The 24,476-nt window shown below is 72.5% G+C and carries 19 protein-coding genes; 6 read left to right on the top strand and 13 right to left on the bottom strand.

The window, feature by feature from the left end:
- Positions 1 to 405: 405 nt before the first annotated feature.
- Entirely contained in the window at positions 406 to 1,413 is a 1,008-nt protein-coding gene (locus ACIQNU_RS32275) for a stage II sporulation protein M (RefSeq protein ID WP_401373137.1), read from the bottom strand.
- 103 nt (positions 1,414 to 1,516) lie between these two features.
- Here ACIQNU_RS32275 and ACIQNU_RS32270 point away from each other — a divergent pair, with 103 nt between their 5' ends.
- Positions 1,517 to 2,620, top strand: coding sequence for an RDD family protein (locus ACIQNU_RS32270; protein WP_401373136.1), 1,104 nt, complete (start codon positions 1,517 to 1,519; stop codon positions 2,618 to 2,620).
- Between the two features lie 30 nt (positions 2,621 to 2,650).
- Here ACIQNU_RS32270 and ACIQNU_RS32265 read toward each other — a convergent pair whose 3' ends face one another.
- The 9 genes from ACIQNU_RS32265 to ACIQNU_RS32225 all read right to left on the bottom strand — a co-directional run bounded on the left by ACIQNU_RS32265 (position 2,651) and on the right by ACIQNU_RS32225 (position 12,832).
- Positions 2,651 to 3,265 carry a hypothetical protein gene (locus ACIQNU_RS32265; RefSeq protein ID WP_401373134.1) on the bottom strand — a complete coding sequence of 205 codons (615 nt, stop codon included), beginning with the start codon at positions 3,263 to 3,265 and terminating at the stop codon, positions 2,651 to 2,653.
- A 257-nt stretch (positions 3,266 to 3,522) separates the two neighbouring features.
- Positions 3,523 to 4,980: an adenosylhomocysteinase gene (ahcY, locus tag ACIQNU_RS32260; protein WP_401373132.1), complete on the bottom strand. Its 1,458-nt coding sequence runs from the start codon at positions 4,978 to 4,980 to the stop codon at positions 3,523 to 3,525.
- Positions 4,981 to 5,224: 244 nt separating this feature from the next.
- Entirely contained in the window at positions 5,225 to 6,193 is a 969-nt protein-coding gene (locus tag ACIQNU_RS32255; RefSeq protein WP_401373131.1) for a cation diffusion facilitator family transporter, read from the bottom strand.
- Positions 6,194 to 6,323: 130 nt separating this feature from the next.
- A complete protein-coding gene (gene manA / locus ACIQNU_RS32250) occupies positions 6,324 to 7,517 on the bottom strand; it encodes a mannose-6-phosphate isomerase, class I (protein ID WP_401373129.1) in 1,194 nt (397 codons plus the stop codon).
- 169 nt (positions 7,518 to 7,686) lie between these two features.
- Positions 7,687 to 8,814 carry an SIS domain-containing protein gene (locus ACIQNU_RS32245; RefSeq protein WP_401373128.1) on the bottom strand — a complete coding sequence of 376 codons (1,128 nt, stop codon included), beginning with the start codon at positions 8,812 to 8,814 and terminating at the stop codon, positions 7,687 to 7,689.
- A 44-nt stretch (positions 8,815 to 8,858) separates the two neighbouring features.
- Complete coding sequence (locus tag ACIQNU_RS32240; protein ID WP_401373127.1) at positions 8,859 to 9,029, bottom strand: Trm112 family protein; 171 nt, start codon at positions 9,027 to 9,029, stop codon at positions 8,859 to 8,861.
- Positions 9,030 to 9,167: 138 nt separating this feature from the next.
- Positions 9,168 to 10,535, bottom strand: a complete 1,368-nt coding sequence (locus ACIQNU_RS32235) for a phosphomannomutase/phosphoglucomutase (RefSeq protein ID WP_401373125.1) — start codon at positions 10,533 to 10,535, stop codon at positions 9,168 to 9,170.
- 98 nt (positions 10,536 to 10,633) lie between these two features.
- On the bottom strand, positions 10,634 to 12,250 hold the full coding sequence (locus ACIQNU_RS32230) for an L-lactate permease (RefSeq protein ID WP_401373123.1): 1,617 nt from the start codon (positions 12,248 to 12,250) through the stop codon (positions 10,634 to 10,636).
- A gap of 156 nt (positions 12,251 to 12,406) precedes the next feature.
- Complete coding sequence (locus tag ACIQNU_RS32225) at positions 12,407 to 12,832, bottom strand: DUF3499 domain-containing protein (RefSeq protein ID WP_401373122.1); 426 nt, start codon at positions 12,830 to 12,832, stop codon at positions 12,407 to 12,409.
- A gap of 331 nt (positions 12,833 to 13,163) precedes the next feature.
- Between ACIQNU_RS32225 and ACIQNU_RS32220 the strand changes: the two genes are divergently transcribed.
- A complete protein-coding gene (locus ACIQNU_RS32220) occupies positions 13,164 to 13,631 on the top strand; it encodes a metallopeptidase family protein (protein ID WP_401373121.1) in 468 nt (155 codons plus the stop codon).
- A gap of 52 nt (positions 13,632 to 13,683) precedes the next feature.
- Here ACIQNU_RS32220 and ACIQNU_RS32215 read toward each other — a convergent pair whose 3' ends face one another.
- From ACIQNU_RS32215 to ACIQNU_RS32205, 3 genes are all read right to left on the bottom strand, one after another.
- The gene (locus ACIQNU_RS32215; RefSeq protein WP_401373119.1) at positions 13,684 to 15,168 is read right to left on the bottom strand and encodes a DUF5719 family protein; all 1,485 of its coding nucleotides are present in this window, start codon (positions 15,166 to 15,168) and stop codon (positions 13,684 to 13,686) included.
- On the bottom strand, positions 15,165 to 18,986 hold the full coding sequence (locus tag ACIQNU_RS32210) for a glycosyltransferase family 2 protein (RefSeq protein WP_401373118.1): 3,822 nt from the start codon (positions 18,984 to 18,986) through the stop codon (positions 15,165 to 15,167). Before ACIQNU_RS32210 ends, ACIQNU_RS32215 begins: the two co-directional genes overlap by 4 nt.
- Positions 18,987 to 19,274: 288 nt before the next feature.
- Positions 19,275 to 19,547: a WhiB family transcriptional regulator gene (locus ACIQNU_RS32205; protein ID WP_389899593.1), complete on the bottom strand. Its 273-nt coding sequence runs from the start codon at positions 19,545 to 19,547 to the stop codon at positions 19,275 to 19,277.
- A gap of 739 nt (positions 19,548 to 20,286) precedes the next feature.
- Between ACIQNU_RS32205 and ACIQNU_RS32200 the strand changes: the two genes are divergently transcribed.
- The 4 genes from ACIQNU_RS32200 (at position 20,287) to ACIQNU_RS32185 (ending at position 24,345) form a co-directional block, all read left to right on the top strand.
- On the top strand, positions 20,287 to 20,874 hold the full coding sequence (locus tag ACIQNU_RS32200; RefSeq protein ID WP_401373117.1) for a cysteine dioxygenase: 588 nt from the start codon (positions 20,287 to 20,289) through the stop codon (positions 20,872 to 20,874).
- Positions 20,875 to 20,916: 42 nt separating this feature from the next.
- Positions 20,917 to 21,891, top strand: coding sequence for a 2-phospho-L-lactate transferase (cofD, locus tag ACIQNU_RS32195; RefSeq protein ID WP_401373115.1), 975 nt, complete (start codon positions 20,917 to 20,919; stop codon positions 21,889 to 21,891).
- Complete coding sequence (locus tag ACIQNU_RS32190; RefSeq protein ID WP_401373113.1) at positions 21,888 to 23,225, top strand: coenzyme F420-0:L-glutamate ligase; 1,338 nt, start codon at positions 21,888 to 21,890, stop codon at positions 23,223 to 23,225. The genes cofD and ACIQNU_RS32190 overlap by 4 nt, the downstream gene beginning before the upstream one ends.
- A gap of 94 nt (positions 23,226 to 23,319) precedes the next feature.
- Positions 23,320 to 24,345 (top strand): DNA-3-methyladenine glycosylase family protein, encoded by a 1,026-nt coding sequence (locus tag ACIQNU_RS32185; RefSeq protein WP_401373112.1) that lies wholly within the window; start codon positions 23,320 to 23,322, stop codon positions 24,343 to 24,345.
- Positions 24,346 to 24,476 lie beyond the last annotated feature (131 nt).

Genomic DNA, 24,476 nt, shown 5'->3' with positions numbered 1-24,476 from the left:
GTTCTCAAGGAACGGACGCTTCCTTTGTACTCACCCCAGAACACTCTCTGCGGCTTTCCTCCGGGCTTCCCTTCGGTGTTTCCGACTCTATCAGACCCTTTCGGCTCCGATTTCCTCGGCCGCTTTCCAGTCAAACGCTTTACGCGCTTTCCTTTCCGGCGGAACCGACTTTATCAGAGGTTTTCCGCCGGTTTGAACCAGCGTGTGAGTTCTGATTAATCGGAAGGGGCTCCTGCGGATTCGATACGAAGGACCGATTTCCGTGGAGCAGACAGGTTCTCAAGGTCGCCCTGTGAACCATCCGGTTCCTAGGCAACTGTTCGAATCTACCTCCTCGCTCCACCCGTGTCAAAAAGTTTTGCGAGGCGAGGAGGACACTAGCAGGTCAACGCCGGGCTACGCACATCAGGCGGCCAGGGGAACGGCGGCGCTCCGCTCGGTGGCGTCGAGGTCCCCGGTCTCCCCCTCGCGCGCGGCCCTGCCGCCGAGCACATACACGTACGCGAGGAAGGCCAGCTCAGCGGCGATCCCGATGGCAATGCGGGCCCAGGTGGGCAGCCCCGATGGGGTGACGAAGCCTTCGATGGCGCCCGCGACGAACAGCACCAGGGCGAGTCCGATCGCCATGCCCAGGGCGGCGCGTCCCTCCTCGGCGAGGGCCGCCCGACGCGTGCGGGGGCCGGGGTCGATCACGGTCCAGCCAAGGCGCAGTCCGGTGCCGGCGGCAACAAAGACGGCGGTCAGTTCGAGGAGGCCGTGCGGGAGGACGAGGCCGAGGAAGGTGTCCAGGCGGCCGGCGGAGGACATCAGGCCGATGCCGATGCCGAGGTTGAGCATGTTCTGAAAGAGGATCCAGACGACGGGGAAGCAGAGGAAGGCGCCCAGGACGAGGCACATGGCGGCGGCCTGGGCGTTGTTCGTCCACACCTGGGCGGCGAACGAGGTCGCCGGGTGGCTGGAGTAGTACGTCTCGTACTGGCCCCCGGGGCGTGTCAGGTCGCGTAGTTCCGAGGGGGCCGCGATGGTCGCCTGGACTTCCGGGTGGGTGCCGATCCACCAGCCCAGGAGTGCGGCGACGGCGGTGGAGAGCAGTGCGGTGGGCACCCACCAGTGGCGGCTTCGGTACACGGCCGCCGGGAACCCATGCGTGAGGAAGCGGGTCACATCGCGCCAGGACGCGCGCCTGGTGCCTGTCACGGCACTACGCGCGCGTGCCACGAGTTGTGTAAGGCGTCCTATGAGCTGTGGGTCGGGTGCGCTGGACTGGATCAGGGAGAGGTGTGTGGCCGTGCGCTGGTAGAGGGTGACGAGTTCGTCGGCCTCGGTTCCCGTGAGCCGGCGCTGACGGCGCAGCAGGGCGTCCAGACGGTCCCATTCGGCCCGGTGAGCGGACACGAAGACGTCGAGATCCATCGGATTGGCTGCTCCTCGGCTTCTCGTACTGCGACACGATGCGTGTTCAGCTTGGCAGACTGGCCGTACGGACGGCAGGTCAGGGCGGAGAAGGGCGGCACGTGTGAGTGAGCTTGTGACGGGTGAGGCGGTGGCTCTGGAGCTGCGGCCCGCGAAACTGCCGAGCCGCGCACTGGCCGTACTCATCGACCTGGCTGTCGCGTTCGCGCTGTACATCGTCGTGACGATTGCTTTGGCGGCGGCGACGGCTTCGCTGGACGACGCGGCGTCGGCGGCCCTCATGGTGGGCGCGTTCCTGCTGCTGCTCGTGGGTGGGCCGATCGCGGTGGAGACGTTGAGTCATGGCCGTTCGCTGGGGAAGCTGGCGTGCGGGTTGCGGGTGGTGCGGGACGACGGCGGGCCGATCCGGTTCCGGCACGCGCTCGTGCGCGGGGCGGTGGGCGTCGTCGAGATCCTGATGACGTCCGGGATCGTGGCGTGCGTCGCGTCGCTGGCGTCGGAGCGCGGACGGCGGGTGGGCGACCTGTTCGCGGGGACGCTCGTCGTACGGGAGCGGGTGCCCACGGGGCGTATGGGGTACGTGCCTCCGCCGCCGCCGTGGCTGGTAGGGCATTTCTCCGGGCTCGATCTGTCCGGTGTGCCGGACGGGCTGTGGCTCGCGATTCGGCAGTATCTGACGCGGATGGGGCAGTTGGACCCGCAGGTCGGCTGGGGCATGGCAGAGCGGCTGGCCACGGAGGTGGTTTCGCGGACCGGGGCTCCCGCGCCGCCCGGGGTGCCGCCTGCCGCGTATCTGGCGGCCGTGGTGCACGAGCGGCAGGCGCGGGACGCGCGGCGGGCCTTCGGCGGCGGTGGCGGGGTTCCGAGCGGTGGAGGGGTTCAGGGGGCGCCGCCGCCCGCCTATCCGTCCCCTCAGCCCTCGGCTCCCCCGTATCAGCCATCGGCACCCTCGCAGCCCGCTGCTCCCTCGTACCCGGCGCCGGGATACGCGGCGCCCTCCTTCCCGGCTCCGTCTCCCTCGTACGCTCCGCCGTCCTCGCCCGAGCCCGCGCAGGCCGGTCCTGGGTGGGCCGCGCCGGGGGTCTCCGGGGCTGCGGCGGCCTCCGGGGCGGGTGGGGGCCCGGGGCCGGTGGTGCCGCCGGTCGAGGCGTCTCCGGAGCGCAATGGCGGTGCGCCGCCGTCGACGGGTTTCGCTCCGCCGGCCTGAGGCGGCGCCGGTACCGGGTCCTCCGGTCCGTCAGGGGAAGGTCGACGGTGGGGATTCGAGGGTTTCCAGCTCGATGCCGGGGGCCGAGAGCACGACGTCTCCGGCGAGGTGGACGGTGTGCTGTTCCCCCGTGTCCAGGGCTGTGACCTGGTATTCGTCCACGGTCAGGGGTCCGTTGTCAGTGGCGTGTGCTTCTCTCTTCAGCAGGGCCCAGGACTGGTCGAGAGTGCGCGGTGCCAGGACCGGGTCGGTGAAGGCGACGAGGCGGACACGGGTGGCCGGGGATTCGGGGGTGAGGCGTAGGAGCCGTGAGACAGCGACGAGGAAGGCAGGGGATGTGCCGGTGAAGGCGTGGGCGGGGGCATTGCCTTCGGTGGCGTGGGTTCCGGTGGGGTCGGTGCGGACCCAGGTGACGCCGTCGATCGCGGCGCCGCGCACCTGCCAGCTCGCCGCGTGGAGTTCGAGGCGGATGGGGCGGCCGAGTTCGTCGAGTGCGAGGTCGACCGAGCCGGAGTGATCGCCGGAGGGGGTGGTCAGCTGGGAGACGTAACGCCAGCCGGACGGGCCGGGGGCGCAGTGGAAGTGTTCGTCACCGAGGGGGGTGTGATCGTGAAGATCGTGGAGCGAATATCGGCCGCGGGGCATGGGGGTCCTGGATCGGTTCGGTCGTCCTGGTGCGGTACGGCACGGGGGCGGTACGGGGTGCGGTTCAGGTTTCGGTAGGGAAAGGGGCAGGCCCCCGACACGGGGGTGCGGGGGCCTGCCTGGGACCTGTCGTGGCCTGACCCGGGGTCCGGCCGGGGAGCGCTGCCGCTGAATCCGGTCACGCTGAATCCGGTGCCGAGGAACGCGTCAGCGCACGGGTGCGTTCCTCGGCGGGCGGGTTCGGTGACCGGTCGTGCTCAGTAACGGTAGTGGTCGGGCTTGTACGGGCCCTCGACCTCCACGCCGATGTACGCGGCCTGCTCGGGGCGGAGCGTTGTGAGCTTCACGCCGAGTGCGTCGAGGTGCAGGCGGGCGACCTTCTCGTCCAGGTGCTTGGGCAGCGTGTAGACGTCGGTCGGGTACGCGTCGGGCTTGGTGAACAGTTCGATCTGGGCCAGCGTCTGGTCCGCGAACGAGTTGGACATCACGAACGACGGGTGGCCGGTCGCGTTGCCCAGGTTCAGCAGGCGGCCCTCGGACAGCACGATGAGTACCTTGCCGTCCGGGAAGGTCCAGGTGTGGACCTGCGGCTTGACCTCGTCCTTGACGATGCCGGGGATCTTCGCGAGGCCGGCCATGTCGATCTCGTTGTCGAAGTGGCCGATGTTTCCGACGATCGCCTGGTGCTTCATCTTGGCCATGTCCGCGGCCATGATGATGTCCTTGTTGCCGGTCGTGGTGACGAAGATGTCGGCCTTGTCGACGATCTCGTCGAGGGTGGTGACCTGGAAGCCGTCCATGGCCGCCTGGAGCGCGCAGATCGGGTCGATCTCCGTGATGATCACGCGGGCGCCCTGGCCGCGCAGGGATTCCGCGCAGCCCTTGCCGACGTCGCCGTATCCGCAGACGACGGCGGTCTTGCCGCCGATGAGGACGTCGGTGGCGCGGTTGATGCCGTCGATCAGGGAGTGGCGGCAGCCGTACTTGTTGTCGAACTTCGACTTGGTGACGGCGTCGTTGACGTTGATCGCCGGGAACAGGAGGGTGCCGTCGCGGTGCATCTCGTAGAGCCGGTGCACACCGGTCGTGGTCTCCTCGGTCACGCCACGGATCTCCGAGGCGAGCTGGGTCCACTTCTGGGAGCCGTCGGTGATGGTGCGGTGCAGGAGTTCGAGGATGACGCGGTGCTCGTCGGACTCGGCGGTGTCGACGGAGGGGACCTTGCCGTCCTTCTCGTACTCGACGCCCTTGTGGACGAGGAGGGTGGCGTCGCCGCCGTCGTCGAGGATCATGTTCGGGCCGCCGGTGGGGGTGTTCGGCCAGGTCAGCGCCTGCTCCGTGCACCACCAGTACTCGTCCAGGGTCTCGCCCTTCCAGGCGAAGACGGGGATGCCCTGCGGGTTGTCCGGGGTGCCGTCGGGGCCGACGGCGATGGCCGCGGCGGCGTGGTCCTGGGTGGAGAAGATGTTGCAGGAGGCCCAGCGGACCTGGGCGCCCAGGGCGGTCAGGGTCTCGATGAGGACGGCGGTCTGCACGGTCATGTGCAGGGAGCCGGTGACGCGGGCGCCGGCGAGCGGCTGCTGGTCGGCGTACTCCCTGCGGATCGCCATGAGGCCGGGCATCTCGTGCTCGGCGAGGGTGATCTCCTTGCGGCCGAAGGCGGCCAGGGAGAGATCGGCGACCTTGAAGTCCTGTCGGTTGTCGACAGTCGTCATGGTGAGCTGCTCCTCGTGGTTCGGTCGAGGTGGTCGAGGTGGGTACGGCTGATCTGCGCGACGGTGGGCACAGGGGTGCCCGGACGCGCGCAGCGCAGTCCGTCGGAGGCCCTCTCTCCCTCGGCCGGCCCGGGGTGCGGGCCGCCCGACCGCCATCAGCAGCGACGTCTGGCTCAGGTCACGAATCTACACCGCCGGGTGGGCGAGCCCCAGGGCGCCGGGGGCGCCTGGGGCCGGTTTCCGGTCAGGGGGCCGGGGTGTCCGGGGTGCCGGCCTCGGGGGCGGCGTCGGGGGTGGCCTCGGGGGTGCGGTAGATGTCGGGTTCCAGGTAGATGACGCGGGCGATGGGGACGCTGGCGCGGATGCGGGCCTCGGCGGCGTTGATGGCGGAGGCGACCTCGGTGGCGGTGTCGTCGTGCTGGACGGCGACCTTGGCGGCGACGAGGAGTTCCTCGGGGCCGAGGTGGAGGGTGCGCATGTGGATGACGCGGGTGACGGTGTCGCCGTCGACGAGCGCGGCCTCGATCTTCTTGACCTCGTCGAGGCCGGCGGACTCGCCGAGCAGGAGGGACTTGGTCTCGGCGGCCAGGACGACGGCGATGACGATCAGCAGGATGCCGATGCAGAGGGTGCCGATGCCGTCCCAGACACCGTTGCCGGTGCCGAGGGCCAGGCCGACGCCGGCGAGGGCGAGGAACAGGCCGACGAGGGCGCCGAGGTCTTCCAGGAGGACCACGGGGAGTTCGGGGGCCTTGGCGCGGCGGATGAACTGCGTCCAGGAGAGGTCGCCGCGCAGGGGGTTGGACTCCTTGATGGCGGTACGGAAGGAGAAGCTTTCGGCGATGATCGCGAAGACGAGGACGCCGACCGGCCAGTACCAGTGCTCGATCTCGTGGGGGTGCTTGATCTTCTCGTAGCCCTCGTAGATCGCGAACATGCCGCCGACCGAGAAGAGGACGATGGAGACGAGGAAGGCGTAGATGTAGCGCTCGCGGCCGTAGCCGAAGGGGTGTTGGGGGGTTGCCTCGCGCTTGGCCTTCTTGCCGCCGAGCAGGAGGAGGCCCTGGTTGCCGGAGTCGGCGACCGAGTGGACGCTCTCGGCGAGCATCGATGACGAGCCGCTGAAGAGGAACGCCACGAACTTCGCTACCGCGATCGCGAGGTTCGCGGCGAGTGCCGCGACGATCGCCTTGGTTCCGCCAGACGCGCTCATGTGTACGCCATGTCCCTTCACCTACGCCACGTGTCCGCCGGGGCGGACTGCTTCAACCCGCGTTTTCGCCCGCGCTTTTGCCCGCGTTTTGCGGTGGGTCATTGTTGCAGTACGGGGCGGGAGTGGTGAGTCAGGCCACCACAGTGGCCCGGAAGAGCGTTCCGGCGCCGGACACTTCGGTCTTTTCGCCTGCGGGGACGAAGGCGGACTCGCCGGGGGCGAGGGTGAGTTCGCCGGTGGCGGTGGAGCGGGCGTGGACGGTGCCGGCGGTGCAGAGCAGGATCTGCGGGGTCGCGGCGGTGACGTCGTAGTGGGCGGCGCCTTCGGGCCGGGTGTGGCGGGAGAGGCGGAATTCGTCGATCGGGGTCTCGTAGATCTCCTCGCCTTCGGGGGTGGCCTCAGGGCGCAGGACGCCCGGGTCGCTCGCCTCGAAGCGGACGACGCGCAGGAGTTCGGGTACGTCGATGTGCTTGGGCGTGAGGCCGCAGCGCAGCACGTTGTCGGAGTTGGCCATGATCTCGACGCCGAGTCCTTCGAGGTAGGCGTGCGGGACGCCCGCGCCGAGGAACAGGGCCTCGCCCGGCTGGAGTCGGACGTGGTTGAGGAGCATGGCGGCGATGACGCCGGGGTCGCCGGGGTAGTGGTGGGCGAGTGCGGCGTACGCGGCGTAGTCGGCGCGGTGGGGGGCGTCGGCGTCGGGCTTCGCGAGGCGTTCGCAGGCCGCGGCCGTCTCGGTCACCGTGGTCGCCATCTCGGCCGGGTCGGCGGTGAGGACGGCGGTGAGGACCTCGCGCAGGGCGTCCGCCTCGGGGTGGGCGAGCAGCAGGTCGGCGTAGGGCTTGAGGGAGTCGACGTCCAGGCGCGCGAGGAGGTCCGCGGTCTCGGTGGGGCGGCGGAAGCCGCAGAGGCCGTCGAACGGTGTGAGGGCGCAGATCAGTTCGGGTTTGTGGTTGGCGTCCTTGTAGGTGCGGTGGGGGGCGTCGACGGGCACGCCGCGGCGCTCCTCGTCGGCGTACCCCTCGCGGGCCTGGGCGAGGTCGGGGTGCACCTGGAGGGAGAGCGGGGCTCCGGCGGCGAGGATCTTGAGGAGGAAGGGCAGGCGGGGGCCGAACTTGGCGACGGCGGGCGCGCCGAGTTCGCGCTCGGGGTCGGCGTCGATCACCTCGTTGAGCGCGCCGCGCTCCGTGCGGGAGGGGGCTCCGGGGTGGGCGCCCATCCACATCTCGGCCTGTGGTTCGCCGGTCGGCTCGGCGCCGATGAGCCGCGGGATGGCGGTGGTCGAACCCCAGGCGTAGGGGCGGACGGTGTTGGTGAGGCGGTCCATGGGGTCTTCTTCTCCGTACAGGGGACGACGAACGGCACACGCTACGAGTTCCCGCGGGCGCTCCCCCGGGCGGGGCGGCCAGGGCGGGGCCCGGGGTCGAGCAGTGCCCAGGTCAAGGGGCACCCGGGACCCACAGGCGCCCAAGGTCGACGGGTGCCCGGGGTCAAGATCAGGCCCTGGAAGCGAGCGCCAGGTAAACGGCGGCGAAATCCGTGACGGCGATCAGTTCGGCGAGTGTTTCCAGTTCGCCGCCGTCCTCGGGCTCCAGTTCGCTGATCGGGGTGTCGTTGCCGAAGGCGAGTTCGCGGGCGGCGGGTGCGGCGCTGAGGCCGCCGGTGGGCCGGTCCCGCAGCAGGACGATCCGGGCGCGCAGGGCGGCGGCCTCCTCGACGCGGTCGCGGAAGAAGTCGTCGGGGTCGGCGCCTGCGGCGAGGTCGCCCGCGAGGAGGGCGCCGTGCGCGGGCAGGGCCTCGGGGAGTTCGGCGGCGAGCGCGGGGCGGCCCGCGAGTTCGGCGACGGCTCCGGCGAAGCGGCGGCCCGCGGGCCCGGCCGATGTGCCCTCGGTCCAGATGAGGGGCAGCGCGTCGGCGAGTTCGGCCGCGAGGGTCTTGGCGGGGTTGCTGTAGGTGGCGATGGCGGGGCCGCAGCGCTCGGCGGTGCGGTCGAGGCGGTCGGCGACCCGTTCCAGGGCGTCGCCGGGGGCGCTGAGCAGGCCGGTGCGGTCGAGGAGGGCGAGCAGTGGGGTGAGGAGCGCCCAGAGGGCTCCGGGGGCGGACGCGGCGGCGGGCTGGTCCTCCTCGTACGGCGCGGTCGCCATGGGGACGGCGAGGCCGTGGGCGCCGTCCAGGGCGGCGACGAGCGGGGTGCCGGTGGGGGCGACCCCGACGATGCTGCTGCCCCTGCGGTACGCCTGCTCGGCGAGGAGCGCGAGGCCCGGTTCCGTGCCGTCGGGGGTCGCGATCAGGAGCAGGTCGACGGGGCCCGCCCAGCCGGGGAGCGACCAGCGCAGGGCGCCCGCGGCGGGGGCGACTCCGGTGGGGCTCAGCCGGATGACGGGGCAGGAGGCGCCGGCGAGGGTGCCGAGCAGGTCGGCGACGCAGCTTGCGGCGGCGCCGGGGCCCGCGATGAGGACGGCGCGGGGGCGGCCGTCGGGCCGCAGGCCGCCGACGCCCGCCTCGGCCGCGTACCGGGCGGCGGTGCGGACGCGGGCGCCGGCCTCGGCGGCGCCCCGCAGCAGGCCGCGCCGGTCGGCGCGGGCCAGTGCATCGGGTGCGTCCAGCAGCGATTCGTCCAGCATGACGACGGCCTCCGATCGCCGGGTGTGTTCTGTTGTCTCTACGGTTACGCGGGTCGGCGGGCCTCGTCGACCAGGAGTACGGGGATGCCGTCGCGGATCGGGTAGGCGAGGCCGCAGTCCTTGCCCGTGCAGACCAGCTCTGTGTCCGTCTCCGTGAGGGGGGCGTGGCAGGCGGGGCAGGCCAGGATCTCCAGGAGGCCGGCTTCGAGCGGCATGAGGGGTCCTTTCGGGGGGACGGCAGCCGAGGGCGCGGGAGCGCCTGGTCAGGGTACCGCCGGGCCTGCCGGGACGGGGGCGGCGGCCACCTGTGGCCCAGGGCGGGCGGGGCGACAGGTGGCCTCTGAGGTGCGGGGTCAGCCCCTGATGACGGCCAGGGCCTCGTCGCGGATCTTCGTCATGGTGTTCTCGTCGCGGGCTTCCGCGTTGAGGCGGAGGAGGGGTTCCGTGTTGGACGGGCGGACGTTGAACCACCAGTCGGCGGCCGTGACCGTGAGGCCGTCGAGTTCGTCGAGGGTGACGTCGTCGCGGTCCCCGTACGCCTCCTTGATCGCGGCGAGGCGGGCGGCCTGGTCCCCGACGGTGGAGTTGATCTCGCCGGAGCCCGCGTACCGGTCGTACTGGGCGACCAGCGCGGACAGGGTGCCGTCCTGGCCGCCGAGCGCCGCCAGGACGTGGAGGGCGGCCAGCATGCCCGTGTCGGCGTTCCAGAAGTCGCGGAAGTAGTAGTGCGCGGAGTGCTCGCCGCCGAAGATCGCTCCGGTCGTGGCCATCTCCTGCTTGATGAACGAGTGGCCGACGCGGGTGCGGACGGGGGTGCCGCCCTGTTCGCGGACGACCTCCGGGACCGACCAGGAGGTGATCAGGTTGTGGATGACGATGCCCTTGCCGCCGTTCCGTGCCAGCTCGCGGGAGGCCACCAGGGCGGTGACGGCGGACGGCGAAACCGGGTCGCCGTTCTCGTCGACGACGAAGCACCTGTCGGCGTCGCCGTCGAAGGCGATGCCGAGGTCGGCGCTCTCCGCGCGGACCCGCGCCTGGAGGTCCACGATGTTCTTCGGGTCGAGGGGGTTGGCCTCGTGGTTCGGGAAGGTGCCGTCCAGCTCGAAGTACATCGGCACCACGTCGAGGGGCAGCCCCGCGAAGACGGTGGGGACGGTGTGTCCGCCCATGCCGTTGCCCGCGTCGACGACGACCTTCAGGGGGCGGATGGAGGTCAGGTCGACAAGGGAGCGGAGGTGCGCCGCGTAATCCTGCAACGTGTCACGCTGGGTGATGGTTCCCGGGGTCGCGGCGGGTTCCGGTGCGCCCGAGTCGGTCCAGGTCTCGGCGAGTCGGCGGATGTCGGCGAGTCCGGTGTCCTGGCCGACGGGTGCGGCGCCGGCCCGGCACATCTTGATGCCGTTGTACTGGGCCGGGTTGTGCGAGGCCGTGAACATGGCGCCCGGAAGGTCGAGGGCGCCGGACGCGTAGTACAGCTGGTCGGTCGAGCAGAGGCCGATCTCCGTGACGTCCACGCCACGGGCGGCGGCCCCGCGCGCGAAGGCCCGCGACAGGCCCGGCGACGAGGGGCGCATGTCGTGCCCGGTGACGATCGACTGAGCGCCTGTCACCTCGACGAAGGCCGCGCCGAACAGTTCGGCCAGCGTCTCGTCCCACTGGTCCGGAACCACCCCTCGGACGTCGTACGCCTTCACGATCTGCGACAGATCAGCAGCAGCCACGGCCAACCTTCCTGGAGTCTCCTGGCGTCCTCATGACCGCCCCAAACTACCCGTAGGAGATGACCGTCAGTGGGGAGGCGGCGCGGGGCGGGTGTGGGTCAGGGCAGCATCCACCCCAGCACCACCGTGCTCTGTCCCACGACGATCAGGCACATCACCAGGAGCAGGCCGATGCTCCAGGGCAGCACCTTGCGCAGGAGGTCGCCCTCGCGGCCCTTCAGGCCGACCGCCGCGCACGCGATGGTGAGGTTCTGCGGCGAGATCATCTTGCCGAGGACACCGCCCGAGCTGTTGGCCGCCGCGAGCAGTTCGGGTGACAGGCCCGACTGCTGGGCCGCGGTGACCTGGAGCGCTCCGAACAGGGCGTTCGCGGAGGTGTCCGAGCCGGAGACGGCGACCCCGAACCAGCCGAGCACCGGCGACAGGAAGGCGAGTCCGGCGCCCGCCGCCGCGACGAAGTGGCCGATGGTGGCGGCCTGTCCGGACAGGTTCATCACATAGGCGAGCGCCAGGACGGACGTCACGGTCAGGATGGCGAACCGCAACTCGTGCACGGTCGCCGCCCATTCGCGTAACGCCACGCGCGCGTGGACGCCGAGTACGGCCGCCGTCAGGAGGCCGGCGAGCAGGACGAGGGTGCCGCCGGTGGCGACGAGGGGCAGCGAGAACATGTTGCCCGACACCGGTTGGCCGCCCGGCGCGGCGACGTCGAGGAAGGGCCAGTCGAAGACGCGGGTGGCCTTCACCAACTGGTCCTTCACGGCCGGGATCTGGCCGATCGAGAACACGGCGACGATCAGCGCGTACGGGGCGTAGGCGCGCAGCACCTCGCGGCGCGGGTCGGTCTCGTCCAGGTCCTCGCTGCGGGCGCCGGTGAGGACGGCGACGCGTACGGATTCGGCGGCGGGCCTGCGCGCGTGGGGCAGCGCCACGAGGGCGGCGGCGCCGGCCAGCGCGGCGACGATGTCGGCGAGTTGGACGGAGAGGTGGTTCGAGGCGACGAACTGGGCGACGGCGAAGGCGGCTCCGCAGGCGAGCGCGGGCACCCAGGTCTCGCGCAGCCCGCGCCGGCCGTCGACCAGGCCGACGAGGACGAGCGGTACGACGACGGCGAGCAGGGGTGTCTGGCGGCCGACGACGGAGGCGACGGAGTCCAGGGGCAGGCCGGTGACCTGGGCGAGGGTGACGACGGGGGTGCCCATCGCGCCGAACGCCACGGGCGCGGTGTTGGCGACGAGCGCGACGACGGCGGCGCGTACCGGGTCGAAGCCGAGGGCGACCAGCATCACCGCGCAGATCGCGACGGGGGCGCCGAAGCCCGCGAGGGCCTCCAGGAGCGCGCCGAAGCAGAAGGCGATGACGAGGGCCTGGATGCGCGGGTCGTCGGAGAGCCGTCCGAAGGAGCGGCGGAGGATGTCGAAGTGCCGGGTGCGGACGGTCATCCGGTACACCCACAGGGCGTTGACGACGATCCACATGATGGGGAACAGGCCGAAGAGGACGCCCTGTGCGGCGCCGGAGAGGGTCTGTCCGACGGGCATGCCGTAGCCGAGCCAGGCGACGAGTGCGGCGACGGCGAGGCCGATGAGGCCGGCGTGGTGGGCCTTCATGCGGACGACGCCGAGCAGGATCAGGACGGTGACGAGGGGCAGGGTCGCGACGAGTGCGGACAGGCCGAGCGAGTCGGCCACGGGCTCCAGTTGCTGGACGTACACGGGTCCTCCCTGGAATTCCGTGATGCGGAAACTTGCTCTCACGAATGGAAGGAATGGTCATGCCCGTGACAACTTGACGTCAATGGGTGTGCGGTGAAGGTCGCAGAGACATGGGCGTACAGAGGAGAACGGGAGGGCTTCAGAAGCCGGGCGACCTCAGGAGTCCGGAGACCTCAGTACCCGCAGATGTCCCCGGCGCGAACTGCTCCTCGGGTCGCCGCCACGGGGACCGCTCCCACCGGCCTCCGCGGCGCGCTCCTGCGGGCGGGCCGCCTCACGGACGGCGTTGGCGAGCGCTTCGAGATCGTCACCGCTGGGCCGGGCCGGGCCGGAGGTGTCGGCGAGCCGGACGACCTCCCAGCCGCGCGGGGCGGTCAGCCGCTCCGAGTGCTCGGCGCACAGGTCGTAGCAGTGGGGTTCGGCGTAGGTGGCGAGGGGGCCGAGGACCGCGGTCGAGTCGGCGTAGACGTACGTCAGTGTCGCGACGGCGGGACGGCCGCAGGCGGTGCGCGAACAGCGACGTACAGGGCTCACGACGTTGGACGGTACCGCACTCTTGAGCGGGCCGCGACGACTCTCCACCAGGTCACTCCACCGTGTCGTGGCGTGATCCATACCCATCGGCGTCCCGGGCGCTCGCCACTGACCTGCGCGGACGGCCGGGACCCGGGGTCCGGGGGGTGCCGGGCACGGTCACCACTCGGTGGAAATGCCGTCAATAGCCGCAAGATCGACGGTCCAGGAGAGATCCGTAATCGAGCGCAACCTTGGCTGGAATGGTCAGGAAGCGACATGCCGTATCTGGGCCCCTACGTGCTCCCCGAGAGCCACCCGCGCGTGCGCCCGTACGGCCCACCGGGCACCGCGCGGACAGGCGCCCCGGGGCTGCCCGGGGGATTACGCTTCGTCAGTGATGGACACCCCCGCACCGCCTTCCCCCGCCGCCCCCGGGCCCCGGCCGGGCCCCCGCCGCCGTGACCGGCACGGCAGGGGCATGCGCGGCCCCGTGGCGCCGCCTCAGGTGCCGCTCTCGGCGAGCAGGGCGGAGGTGTTCGCCGACCTCGTCCAGGACTCCGTGGAGCGCCTGGAGCGCCGCTGGACGCAGCTCGCCGAGATCGACTTCCTCGTCCTTGAGGTGCCGCGCCTCGATCCGTCGGCCGCCGACGGCGGCTGGAGCGACGACAGCGTGCCGCTCGGCGGCATCGTCCCCGCGCGCGAGGGCCGCCCCGCGCGCGTGGTCGTCTACCGGCGGCCCGTCGAGATCCGCACCAAGGGACGCGACGAGCGCGCCGCCCTGGTGCACGAGGTCGTCGTCGAGCAGGTCGCCGAGCTGCTGGGGCTGACGCCCGAGACGGTGGATCCCCGCTACGGCGAGGACTGAGCCGCGCCGGCCCGGGGGACGGTCGTACGGACGGTCCCTCCGCGCGCGGGACTCACTTCACCAGCACCGACAGATCGGGCTCCGCCGCCGGTACGGCCACCGTCCCCCGGTCGTCCGGCAGCGTCTGCACGGTGAACATCGGGACGCCGCCCTCGGGCAGCTCCAGCAGCCGTGACGCGTGGACGGGGCCGCCCGACACGGTCTCGACGGTCAGCGCGTACGTGCCCTTGAGGCCGCCCGGGACCGGTGGCTTCGCTTCGAGCGTCGTACGGGCCTTGACCGTGTACGTCTTGGTTACCGGCGAGCCGCCGCCCGTGCCCGGGGACGCGGTGACCTTGACCTCGGCCGCCGCTGAGGGAGCGACCAGCGTCAGCGTGCAGCCCTTGGCGCGGTTGTCGGCCGCCGTCGCGCGCGTGCTCACCGGTGCCGTCGCCGGGATGAACGCGGTCTCCTGCTTGTCGCCCTTGCCGCGCACCACGCGCAGCGCCGCCACCACGGGCACCGACCGCTCGGTGGGTGTCAGCAGCAGCGAACCGGGCTCGCCTTTGGTGACGTCGCCGAGGTCCACGGCCGCGGTCATCCCGGACTTGATGTGCAGCGTCTCGTTTCCCGCGGGGCTGACCGGGCCGTTCGGCGCGACGAGCTGGACCTTCAGGTCGGCGTCGTCCTGGCCGGGTGCGAAGGCGACAAGGCGGACCGAGGTGGCGTCCTTGGGGATGCCGGGCATGACCAGGGTGCCCGTCGGGTCGGTGGACGGCGCCAGCCAGTCCGCGCCGAGCTTGTCGTCGGCGGCCTGGAGGGCGGCGCCGACCCTGCCGCTGCGCACGGACACATGGACCGTGAGGTCGGTCTGCGGCTTGTCCAGGAGCGTCGACAGGAGCACCGGCACGCTCGCGTGCGGCTGGACCTGGATGCCTTCGCCCACCTCGGACTTGAGGGCGCCGTCCTTGCCGTACAGCTCGATGTCGACGACGGCGGCGGAGTCGTCCGGGTTGGTGAGGTGGACGTAGTCCGTGCGGTCATCGGCGGTGCTGGCGGCCGGGAACCAGAAGTCCGTGTCGGGCGCCGAGCAGGTGGTGCCCAGGATGCCGCGTCCGCTGCCCGCCGTGACCGTCGTGGTCTCCTGCACGGTCCAGCCCGGTGCGAGGCTGCCCTGGGCGGTGCCGATGCGCGCGGGCACGTCCGCGCCGGACGCCGAGCCGCCGACCGGCTTGCCCGGCTCCTTCGGCGTGAGGACCGGCTTGGCGTCGTCCTTCTTGGTCTTGCCGGAGCCCGCCGACTCCTTCCCGGCGGCGGCCAGTTCGGCCTTCCCCTCGGCGCCGCCCTGCGTTTCGGGCGTGAACGACGTGTACGACGTCTCCGCGAGGTCCGAGGTGCTGGGCGCCGGGCACAGCAGGCTGCTGCGCTCGACGGGGAGCCGGGCGGCGGCGCGCGCGCTGTCGGCCGCCGGGGCGTCCGGCGCGTTCATGGCGGCGAAGCCGGTGACGGCGGCCAGCGCGGTCACCACGGCGATCAGGGACACGGTGGTGCGGTTCACTGCTGGCTCCCGTCGGGGCGCTCACTGTCGGTGCCGTGCGGCGGGCCCGGCGGGACGGGCGGATGGCCGTAGGCGGGGTCCTGCTGCGCGTACGCAGGGTCGTAGGCGGCGCCGTCGTAGGGCTGCTGGGCGTACGGGTCGTACTGGCCCTCCTGGTAGGCGCCTTGGGCGTAGGTGCCGTCCTGGTACGGGCCCTGGCCGTAGGCGTCCTGCTGGTACGGCTCGTAGCCGCCCGTCGGGTACGCGGCGCCCTGGTACGGGTCCTGCTGGTAGCCGGTGCCCTGCTGCTGGTACGCGTCGTCGCCGTAGGTTCCGTAGCCCGTGCCCGCGTCCGTGCGGGCCTGGTTCGCGGTGTCCCACTCGCCGTACGCGGGCTGCTGCGGGATCGCCGGGGTCTCCCCCGGCGGCTGCGGCGCGGCCCCGGGGGGCGCGGGCGCGGTGTCCGGGTCCTGCGGCTGGTCCTGGTCGGTGGCCTCGGCCGCCGCCTGGGCGCGCAGCCTGCGCGCGCGGCGGCCCTCTCCGGTCACCGGCTCGGCGGCCACCACGGGCTCGTCGGGCAGGTCGTCGTCGATGTCGCGGCGCCGCCCCGGCAGGGCGAGTACCACCAGGACGACGGCCAGCGCGCCCTGCGCCCAGAGCCAGCCGGTGTGGCCGAGGGGCGCGTCGAAGGTGACGTCGACGCGGCCACCGGACGTGGGCAGTTCGAAGCCCTGCGCCCAGCCGTCGACCGTGGTGCAGGGCAGCGGGGCGCCGTCGAGCGTGGCGGTCCAGCCCGGGGCCGCGGTGTCGGCGATCCGCAGGACGCGGCCCGCCTCGCCCGCGGGGATGTCGGTGTGCAGTTCGACGGGGCCCGACGCGACGGGCTGCGGGTCGCCGGTCTTCGGCACGATCGCCGCGCGCGCGACCTGCCGGTTGACGCGCCACAGGGCGCTGCCGTCCTGCTGGCTGAGGCGGCTGAGGCCGGGCGTGGCGTCCAGGACGCGGCTCATCGCGCGCGGGGCGCCGTCCCGGACGAGGACATAGCGCACGGCGAAGCCGCCGAGCTGGTCTGCCTGGTCGGCGCCGGACCCGGCAACGAGGTTGGCGACGACCTTGTCCAGCTCCTTGTTGCCGCCGTGGGCCGCGGCGAGTTCGGCGTCGCCCAGGCGGGCGCCCGAGCCGCGCACCAGCGTGTACGCCACGCGCGCGGGTGAGTCGCCGTCCAGGACGAGCGTGCGGGCCTGGTCGCGGGTGCCGCTCTCCTCGGCGACGAACGCGGGCACCTGGACCGGGTCGCGCCGCTCCAGGGGGCCGTTCGCGCCGCCGATCATCCAGCCTGCGGCGGTGAGCAGCGGGCCCGCAGCCGCGGCGAACGCGATGAGGGCCGCGACGGGCTGGCGCCAGCCGAAGCTCTGTTCGGCGACGCGCGAGCGGGCGCCGTCGGCGCCGATGGTCGCGGCGCCGAGCAGCGCGATGCCGTAGACGAGGGTGGCGGGGCCGGCCCAGGTCGAGGCGTTGGACAGGGCGGCGAAGACCAGGGCGACCAGGGCGACTGCCCACGCGGTGTACACGCCGGCCTGGCGCTCGGCGCGCAGCAGCGCGGCGAGCGCGGCGAGGACGATGCCGATGAGCAGCAGTCCGTCGACCGTGCCGGGGCCGCCCGGGGACGCGCCGAGCAGGTCGAGCGCGGATGCCGCGTCGCCGCCGAAGTCGAGCCCCGCCTCGCGGAAGAAGCCGAACGGCAGCAGCGACAGGGACCAGGGCGCGAGGATCAGCAGCGGGGTGCCGAGCGTGGCCAGGAAGCGCAGCCCGTACGCGGTGATGTCGCTCCTGCGGACGACGAGCAGGCCGATACCGAGGACCAGCGCGATGGGCCAGACGATCGGGGTGAAGGCCGTGGTGAGCGTGAGCAGCAGCGCGTACGCCCAGGTGGCGCGCCAGCTGCCGCGCGCGGAGGACGCGGTGTGCAGGGCGAGGCCGCTCGCTGCGACGCCCGCGCGGGCCATCAGCGGCAGCGTGATCGCGAGGACGGCGGTGCCGATGCGTCCGCCCGCGAGCGCGCCGGTGGCGGCGGGCAGGAAGGCGTACGCGACGGACGCCCACGCGCGCAGGAGGCGCGAGGTGACCAGCGGCCGGGACGCGAAGTAGGCGGCGAATCCGGCGAGGGGCACCGAGCAGACGAGGAGCACGGTGACGGCGAGTCCGGTGGAGCCGAACAGGACGGTGGCGAACACGGCGAGCACCGCGAGGTAGGGCGGTGCGGACTGGGTGCCGCCGGTGCCGATGGGGTGCCAGCCGTCGGCATAGCGCGCCCACAGGTCCGACGCGTCCGCCGGTGCGGGCAGCAACGCGCCGCCCGCGAGGGCGCCGCCGCCGAGCAGGGCGCGGCAGGCGATGAGCGAGAAGAGCATCAGGACGGCGAAGAGCACGGGTCCCGGCCTGCGCGCGATGCGCTTGAGCCGGGCGAACTGCTCGATCTCCAGGAAGTCGGCGTCGTCGCCGCCGGGGCCCGACTCGACGGCGCCGTGGCGTCCGCCGGTGGGGATCTCGGGGTCGGAGCCGCCGGTGAGATTGCCGGCGACCTGTTCGACGGTGAGGCGGAGGGTGGCGCCGGGCGGCGGGAACAGGGGCCGCAGTTCGTCCTTGTCGATCTGCGGACGGCCGCGGCTGCGGCGCGCGGCGAGGATGCGGCCGGGCCGCAGGAGCGTCGCGGAGAGGCCGGCGATCTCGTCGAGCGCCTGTCCCGGCACCTTGCCGACGAGATACGCGAGCGTGCGCAGGACGGTGCCCAGGACGAGCCGCACGAGGATCCAGGGCAGGGCTCCCGCGCGCGAGTTGGCGAGCAGGGTGTAGACGGCGCCCGCCTTGTCGACCTTGTGCGGCGAGGTGGCCGTACGGCCGACGCAGTCCACCGTACGGCGCTCGCGGGACGCCGCCTCGGCGTGTCGGACCACCGCTTCGGGCGCGATCAGGACGCGGTATCCGGCGGAGTGGGCGCGCCAGCACAGGTCGACGTCGTCACGCATGAGGGGCAGGCGGCGGTCGAACCCGCCCAGCTCGTCGAAGACCTCACGCCGGATCAACATCCCGGCGGTGGACACGGACAGCACCGGGCGCACCTGGTCGTGCTGTCCCTGGTCCTGTTCGCGGCGGTCGATGCCGGTCCAGCGGCGCCCGCTGTGGGCGATGGTGACGCCTACTTCGAGGAGCTGCCTGCGGTCGTACCAGCCGCGGAGTTTCGGGCCGACGACGGCGACGTCCTGGCCGGCCTCCCGCTCGTTCTCCACGACGCGGAGCAACTCCGCGAGGGCGTCCGGTTCGGGCGCGCAGTCGTCGTGCAGGAGCCACAGCCACTGTTCGGGCTCGCCGTGCGGCAGCTCCGGCATGTCGTAGGCGTCGTCGCGCCAGGTGCGGTTGACGGGGTCCCAGCCGCTGGGGCGCTTGAGGTACGGCAGATCGTCGGGGGTGAGGACGCCCGCGGTGCGGGTGGCCTCGTCGACCGCCTGGCCGAAGCCGGTGCGCCGGGCGAGGTGCAGGACGCGGTCGGCGCCGAGTGCCTCGGTGACCAGCCGCGCGGAGTCGTCGGCGCTGCCGGTGTCGGCCGCCACCGCACTCTGCACCGGCCGGTCCTGGCCGAGCAGCCCGGCGAGGGCGTCGGGCAGCCAGCGGGCGCCGTCGTGCGAAACGATGACGGCGGTGACCACATGCCGCGGATATTCGGGCGGCGTGGTCGGGTCTGAAACCGCGAGGCGGGTCGGGTCGGAGGCCGCTGGGCGGTGCGCGTCGAACGCTCCGCCTGCGGCGTCGTAGTGGCCTGCCTGCTGGCTGTGCACGGACATCGAGGTACGGGCCCCGGTTCGGTGGACTGCGGTGGACGCCTGCGGCCCTGCGGGGACGCGGGGGCATCTCGGACGAGGGCCCACACTAACGGCTGGGCAGGACAGCGGCCCGCCGCCTGTGGATAACCCACCTGCGACGGGCCGTTCGTTACGTAGGAGTGTGTGCCGATTGGTCGGGCGGTCACGCACCCCTGGTCCTGCGCCCCGCCGACGCCCCTGCCATGCCCGTACCGCCTCCGGCACGCGCGCGGGAGGGGTGTGCGGACGACGGTCGGACGGCCGCCTTCTTCAGACGGCCGCCTTCTTCAGGCGGCGGCGTTCCCGTTCGGACAGGCCGCCCCAGATGCCGAAGCGTTCGTCGTTGGCGAGGGCGTATTCCAGGCATTCCGAGCGGACTTCGCAGGCGAGACAGACTTTCTTGGCCTCGCGGGTGGAGCCGCCCTTCTCGGGGAAGAAGGACTCGGGGTCGGTCTGCGCGCACAGTGCGCGCTCCTGCCACCCGAGTTCCTCGTCCACGTCCTCGATGGCCTCGACCAGGAGTTGCTGGAACAGCTCGGTCATGTGCGCCCCTCGTCCGTCTTTGCGTCCCCGTGGTGCTGCCGTTACCGGTATCGGCTGAACGACACGAGTGAAATTACAAGTGTGCCGATCCGGGCCAGTCAAGCCGAGATCTGCTATTGGGCCCCTTATTCACTCTGCGGAACCAAGGGTGCACGGAAAGTGTTCAAATCGGCATAAACCATGACACTTGCCGGTGACCCCTCCAGATCCCGGGCTCCTTACGGAGAAGGACGCCCCGGACGTTGATCGCGTTCCGGCGCGAGCGGCGGTGCGAAAGGGATCACATACGGATCACGGGATCACCACGCCACCTCGTGCGCCGGTTGTGCGCCATGTGTCCTCGTGAGCGCCTGCACAAACCTTTCGTCAGCCAGAGCAACCGGATGAGGTGAAACTTGTCCCACCCACCGGGCGTCCAGTTGACAGGGAAGGTGTGAACCGCTTGCCTGGTGGGCATGCTCGCGAACTTGGCGCTTTCCGTGACCCGACCCGGGTCCCTCGGTGCTGCCCCCGCGCGCTGTTGCTGTTGTCCCACCTGCTGTTGAGCCCACCGCGCTCCAGCCGCTTTCCCCGCCCCGCAGGCTCACCGCCGCGCCGGGCGACGCCCGTACCCGGGCACCCCTCCCGCCCGTGACCCGGGCACCCGTCCCCGCTCGCGACCCGGGCGGCGGCCCCGCTCCCCCGCACCCCCCGCACGCCTCCGCCGCCCGCACTCTCCCGCCGAGGACCCACCGCACCGATGAACAGCGACAGCGACCTCCAGATCGCCGGCGACATCCTTGAAGTACCGCACCTCCTCCAGCCCGCGCGCGAGCACCCCGTCACCGTGGCCGAGTTCGCCGGACTCGCCAGGGCCGTCGCCGCCGACCGCGCCGGGTGGGAGCCCCTGGTCCGCTACGACGCCGCGAGCCGCTGGTACCACCGGCTGCGCACCGGACCCGGGTACGAGGTGTGGCTGCTGTCCTGGGTGCCGGGCCAGGGCAGCGGACTGCACGACCACGGACGCTCGTCCGGCGTGCTCACCGTCCTCGACGGACGGCTGACCGAACGCACGGAGCGAACGGGGCGCACAGGCCGCACGGACGGCGCAGACCGCTCAGACCGCATCGGACGCAGCACGCGCGCGTTGCCGACGGGCGCGCAGCGCGTCTTCGCGCCCGGCTATGTCCACGAGGTCGTCAACGACTCGCTCGAACCCGCCGTCAGCCTGCACGTGTACTACCCCGGGCTCACCGAGATGCCGATGCACGCCGCCCAGTGCGCCGGAGCGGAGGCACCGGTCCCCGCCGCCGCGCACACCCCCGCCCGGGACGGCGTCATCGGCTGACCGCCCGGCGCGTTGTCGTACCCGCCTGACAGACTTGGCCGTATGCGCATTGTGGTTCTGGCAGGCGGTATTGGCGGTGCCCGGTTCCTCCGCGGTCTTCAGCGGGCGGCTCCGGACGCCGACATCACCGTCATCGGCAACACCGGCGACGACATCCACCTCTACGGCCTGAAGGTCTGCCCGGACCTCGACACGGTGATGTACACCCTGGGCGGCGGCATCAACGAGGAGCAGGGCTGGGGGCGGACGGACGAGACCTTCCACCTCAAGGAGGAGCTGGCCGCGTACGGCGTGGGACCCGGGTGGTTCGGGCTCGGCGACCGCGACTTCGCGACGCACATCGTGCGGACGCAGATGCTCGGCGCCGGTTTTCCGCTCAGCGCCGTCACCGAGGCCCTGTGCGACCGCTGGAAGCCGGGTGTGCGGCTCATCCCGATGTCCGACGACCGCGTCGAGACCCATGTCGCCGTCACCGTGCCCGAGGGCGAGCCGGGCGCCGGTGAGCGCAAGGCGATCCACTTCCAGGAGTACTGGGTGCGGCTGCGGGCCTCCGTCGAGGCGCACGCCGTGGTGCCCGTCGGGGCCGACCAGGCGAAGCCCGCGCCCGGCGTCCTGGAGGCCATCGCCGAGTCCGACGTCATCCTCTTCCCGCCGTCGAACCCGGTCGTCAGCATCGGCACCATCCTCGCCGTGCCGGGCATCCGCGAGGCCATCGCCGACGCGGGCGTGCCCGTCGTGGGTCTCTCGCCCATCGTCGGCGACGCGCCCGTGCGCGGGATGGCCGACAAGGTGCTCGCCGCCGTGGGCGTCGAGTCCAGCGCGGCGGCCGTCGCCGAGCACTACGGATCGGGGCTGCTCGACGGCTGGCTGGTGGACACCGTCGACGCCGGCACCGTCGCGCGCGTGGAGTCCGCCGGGATCCGCTGCCGCGCGGTGCCGCTGATGATGACCGACGTGGACGCCGCCGCCCGCATGGCGCGCGAAGCGCTCACCCTGGCCGAGGAGGTACGGGCATGACGGCGGGCGCGCGGAGCGGCGGCGGTGACGGGACCGGGTACCGCGTGTGGGCGGTGGCCGGGATGCCCGAGGTCGCCGCGGGCGACGATCTCGCCAAGCTGATCGCCGCCGCCGAACCGGGCCTCAGGGACGGCGATGTCGTCCTCGTCACCTCGAAGATCGTCTCCAAGGCCGAGGGCCGGCTGCGCGAGGCGGCGGACCGCGAGGACGCCATCGACGCCGAGACCGTACGGGTCGTGGCGCGGCGCGGGACGCTCCGTATCGTCGAGAACCGGCAGGGTCTGGTGATGGCCGCCGCCGGGGTCGACGCGTCCAACACGCCCGCCGGGACCGTGCTGCTGCTGCCCGAGAACCCCGACGCCTCCGCGCGCGGGATCCGTGAAGGGCTGCGCGCCGTGCTCGGTGTGAGCGTCGGCGTCGTCCTCACGGACACCTTCGGCCGCCCCTGGCGCAATGGTCTGACGGATGTCGCCATCGGCGCCGCGGGCGTGCGCGTCCTCGACGATCTGCGGGGCGGCACCGACGCGCACGGCAATCCGCTCAGCGCGACCGTCGTCGCCACCGCCGACGAACTGGCCGCCGCCGGTGACCTCGTCAAGGGCAAGACCGCCGGGCTGCCCGTCGCGGTGGTGCGCGGGCTGCCGCACGCCCTCGCCGACGAGCGTGACGGCTCGGACCGGGGCGCGCGGGAGCTGGTACGCGCCTCCCGGGACGACATGTTCCGGCTCGGTACGTCGGAGGCGGTGCGGGAGGCCGTGACCCAGCGGCGGACCGTGCGGGCGTTCACGGACGAACCGGTCGACCCGGGGGCCGTGCGGCGGGCGGTGGCCGCGGCGGTCACGGCGCCCGCGCCCCACCACACCACGCCGTGGCGGTTCGTCCTCCTGGAGAGCGCGGCGTCCCGCACCCGGCTCCTGGACGCCATGCGGGACGCGTGGATCGCGGACCTCCGCCGCGACGGCAAGTCCGAGGAGTCCGTCGCCAAGCGCGTCCGGCGCGGTGACGTGCTGCGCAAGGCGCCGTATCTGGTGGTCCCGTGCCTGGTCATGGACGGCTCCCATCACTACGGGGACGCGCGCAGGGACGGCGCCGAGCGGGAGATGTTCGTGGTCACCGCGGGCGCGGGCGTGCAGAACCTGCTGATCGCCCTCGCCGGTGAGCGCCTGGGCTCCGCCTGGGTGTCCTCGACGATGTTCTGCCGCGAGACCGTCCGCGACGTGCTGGACCTGCCCGGCGACTGGGACCCGATGGGTACGGTCGCTGTCGGGCACCCGGCGGAGGCTCCGAAGGAGCGGCCCGCGCGCGATGCGGAGACGTTCCTCACCGTGCGGTGATGCGCGCGGGGGGCGGTGCGGGGTGCGGTACGGGGGCCGGGGGCGCCTACGCTCATGAGGTCGTCCCCGACGGACGGCGTGGAGGGATGTGACCGTGGCCGGGCGTTTCGCGCCGCGGCCCACCCGCACCGAGGTGCGCGGCGGGCGGATCGGGGCTGCCCCGGGCGCGGGACGCGTCGCGGTGCCACGGCCCGTGGCCCCCGCCCGTACGCGCCGCTGGGAGCCGGCCGGCGCGCTCGACCTCGGGCTCGTCCTCGGACCGCTGCGGCGGGGGCCCGCCGACCCCACCTTCCGCGCGCTGCCCGACGGGTCCGTGTGGCGGGCCTGCCGTACGCCCGCGGGGCCCGGCACGCTCCGGGTCACCCTGCGCGGCGGCGTCGCCGAGGGCTCCGCGTGGGGGCCGGGCGCCGTCTGGCTGCTCGACCAACTGCCCGCGCTGCTGGGCGCGTTCGACGAGCCCGAGCTGTTCGCGCCCCGGCACCGGCTGGTCGCCGAGGTCCGGCACCGGCGGCCCGGACTGCGGCTCACCCGGACCGGGCTGGTCATGGAATCGCTGATTCCGTCGATCCTGGAGCAGAAGGTCACCACCGATGAGGCGTATCGGGCGTGGCGGCAGCTCGTACGGAAGTTCGGGGAGCCCGCGCCGGGGCCCGCGGACGGGGAGCGGGTGCCCGCGCTGTACGTCATGCCCGCGCCGCGTACCTGGGCGCTGATTCCCTCCTGGGAGTGGCATCGGGCCGGGGTCGACAACAAGCGGGCTGCCACGATTCTGCGGGCCGTGCGGGTCGCTGCGCGGCTTGAGCAGGGGGTCGACTTGGATGCTGTGGGGGCTCGGGCGCGGCTTGAGGTTGTGCCGGGGGTGGGGCCGTGGACCTCGGCGGAAGTTGTTCAGCGGAGTCATGGGGCGGCGGATGCCGTGACTGTGGGGGATCTTCATTTGCCGGGGATCGTGGGGTATGCGTTGGCCGGGGACCGGGATGCGGATGACTCCGTCATGTTGCGGTTGTTGGAACCGTATGTGGGGCAGCGGCATCGGGCGGCTCGGTTGATTTTGTTGTCCGGGCGTAGCCCGGCTCGGCGGACGCCGAAGATGCCTCGGGGGGACATCGGCCGGTTGTAGGGCGGGGGCCGGTGGCATGGCTGTGCCCACCCGTTCCGCCGTGCGGAACGCCTGCCCACAGCCAGACCGGGGGGACTCCGGGGCACTGGAAGACTCTGTTACGCCCGAACACCCGCCCCCTGCCAGACCGG

It is taken from the genome of Streptomyces sp. NPDC091292, from assembly GCF_044757265.1.
Classification (GTDB): Bacteria; Actinomycetota; Actinomycetes; order Streptomycetales; family Streptomycetaceae; genus Streptomyces.
The sequence above is the reverse complement of the archived record's forward strand: the minus strand, read 5'-3'. Positions and strand labels throughout refer to the sequence as shown.

What these genes read in the sequence shown, in the direction of transcription:
- ACIQNU_RS32275 (WP_401373137.1), bottom strand. Translation starts at nt 1,413, where the DNA reads ATGGATCTCGACGTCTTCGTGTCCGCTCACCGGGCCGAATGGGACCGT.
- ACIQNU_RS32240 (WP_401373127.1), bottom strand. Translation starts at nt 9,029, where the DNA reads ATGCCGCTCGAAGCCGGCCTCCTGGAGATCCTGGCCTGCCCCGCCTGC.
- ACIQNU_RS32200 (WP_401373117.1), top strand. Translation starts at nt 20,287, where the DNA reads ATGAACAGCGACAGCGACCTCCAGATCGCCGGCGACATCCTTGAAGTA.
- ACIQNU_RS32210 (WP_401373118.1), bottom strand. Translation starts at nt 18,986, where the DNA reads ATGTCCGTGCACAGCCAGCAGGCAGGCCACTACGACGCCGCAGGCGGA.
- ACIQNU_RS32255 (WP_401373131.1), bottom strand. Translation starts at nt 6,193, where the DNA reads ATGAGCGCGTCTGGCGGAACCAAGGCGATCGTCGCGGCACTCGCCGCG.
- manA (WP_401373129.1), bottom strand. Translation starts at nt 7,517, where the DNA reads ATGGACCGCCTCACCAACACCGTCCGCCCCTACGCCTGGGGTTCGACC.
- ACIQNU_RS32190 (WP_401373113.1), top strand. Translation starts at nt 21,888, where the DNA reads ATGACGGCGGGCGCGCGGAGCGGCGGCGGTGACGGGACCGGGTACCGC.
- cofD (WP_401373115.1), top strand. Translation starts at nt 20,917, where the DNA reads ATGCGCATTGTGGTTCTGGCAGGCGGTATTGGCGGTGCCCGGTTCCTC.
- ACIQNU_RS32205 (WP_389899593.1), bottom strand. Translation starts at nt 19,547, where the DNA reads ATGACCGAGCTGTTCCAGCAACTCCTGGTCGAGGCCATCGAGGACGTG.
- ahcY (WP_401373132.1), bottom strand. Translation starts at nt 4,980, where the DNA reads ATGACGACTGTCGACAACCGACAGGACTTCAAGGTCGCCGATCTCTCC.
- ACIQNU_RS32245 (WP_401373128.1), bottom strand. Translation starts at nt 8,814, where the DNA reads ATGCTGGACGAATCGCTGCTGGACGCACCCGATGCACTGGCCCGCGCC.
- ACIQNU_RS32265 (WP_401373134.1), bottom strand. Translation starts at nt 3,265, where the DNA reads ATGCCCCGCGGCCGATATTCGCTCCACGATCTTCACGATCACACCCCC.
- ACIQNU_RS32220 (WP_401373121.1), top strand. Translation starts at nt 13,164, where the DNA reads ATGGACACCCCCGCACCGCCTTCCCCCGCCGCCCCCGGGCCCCGGCCG.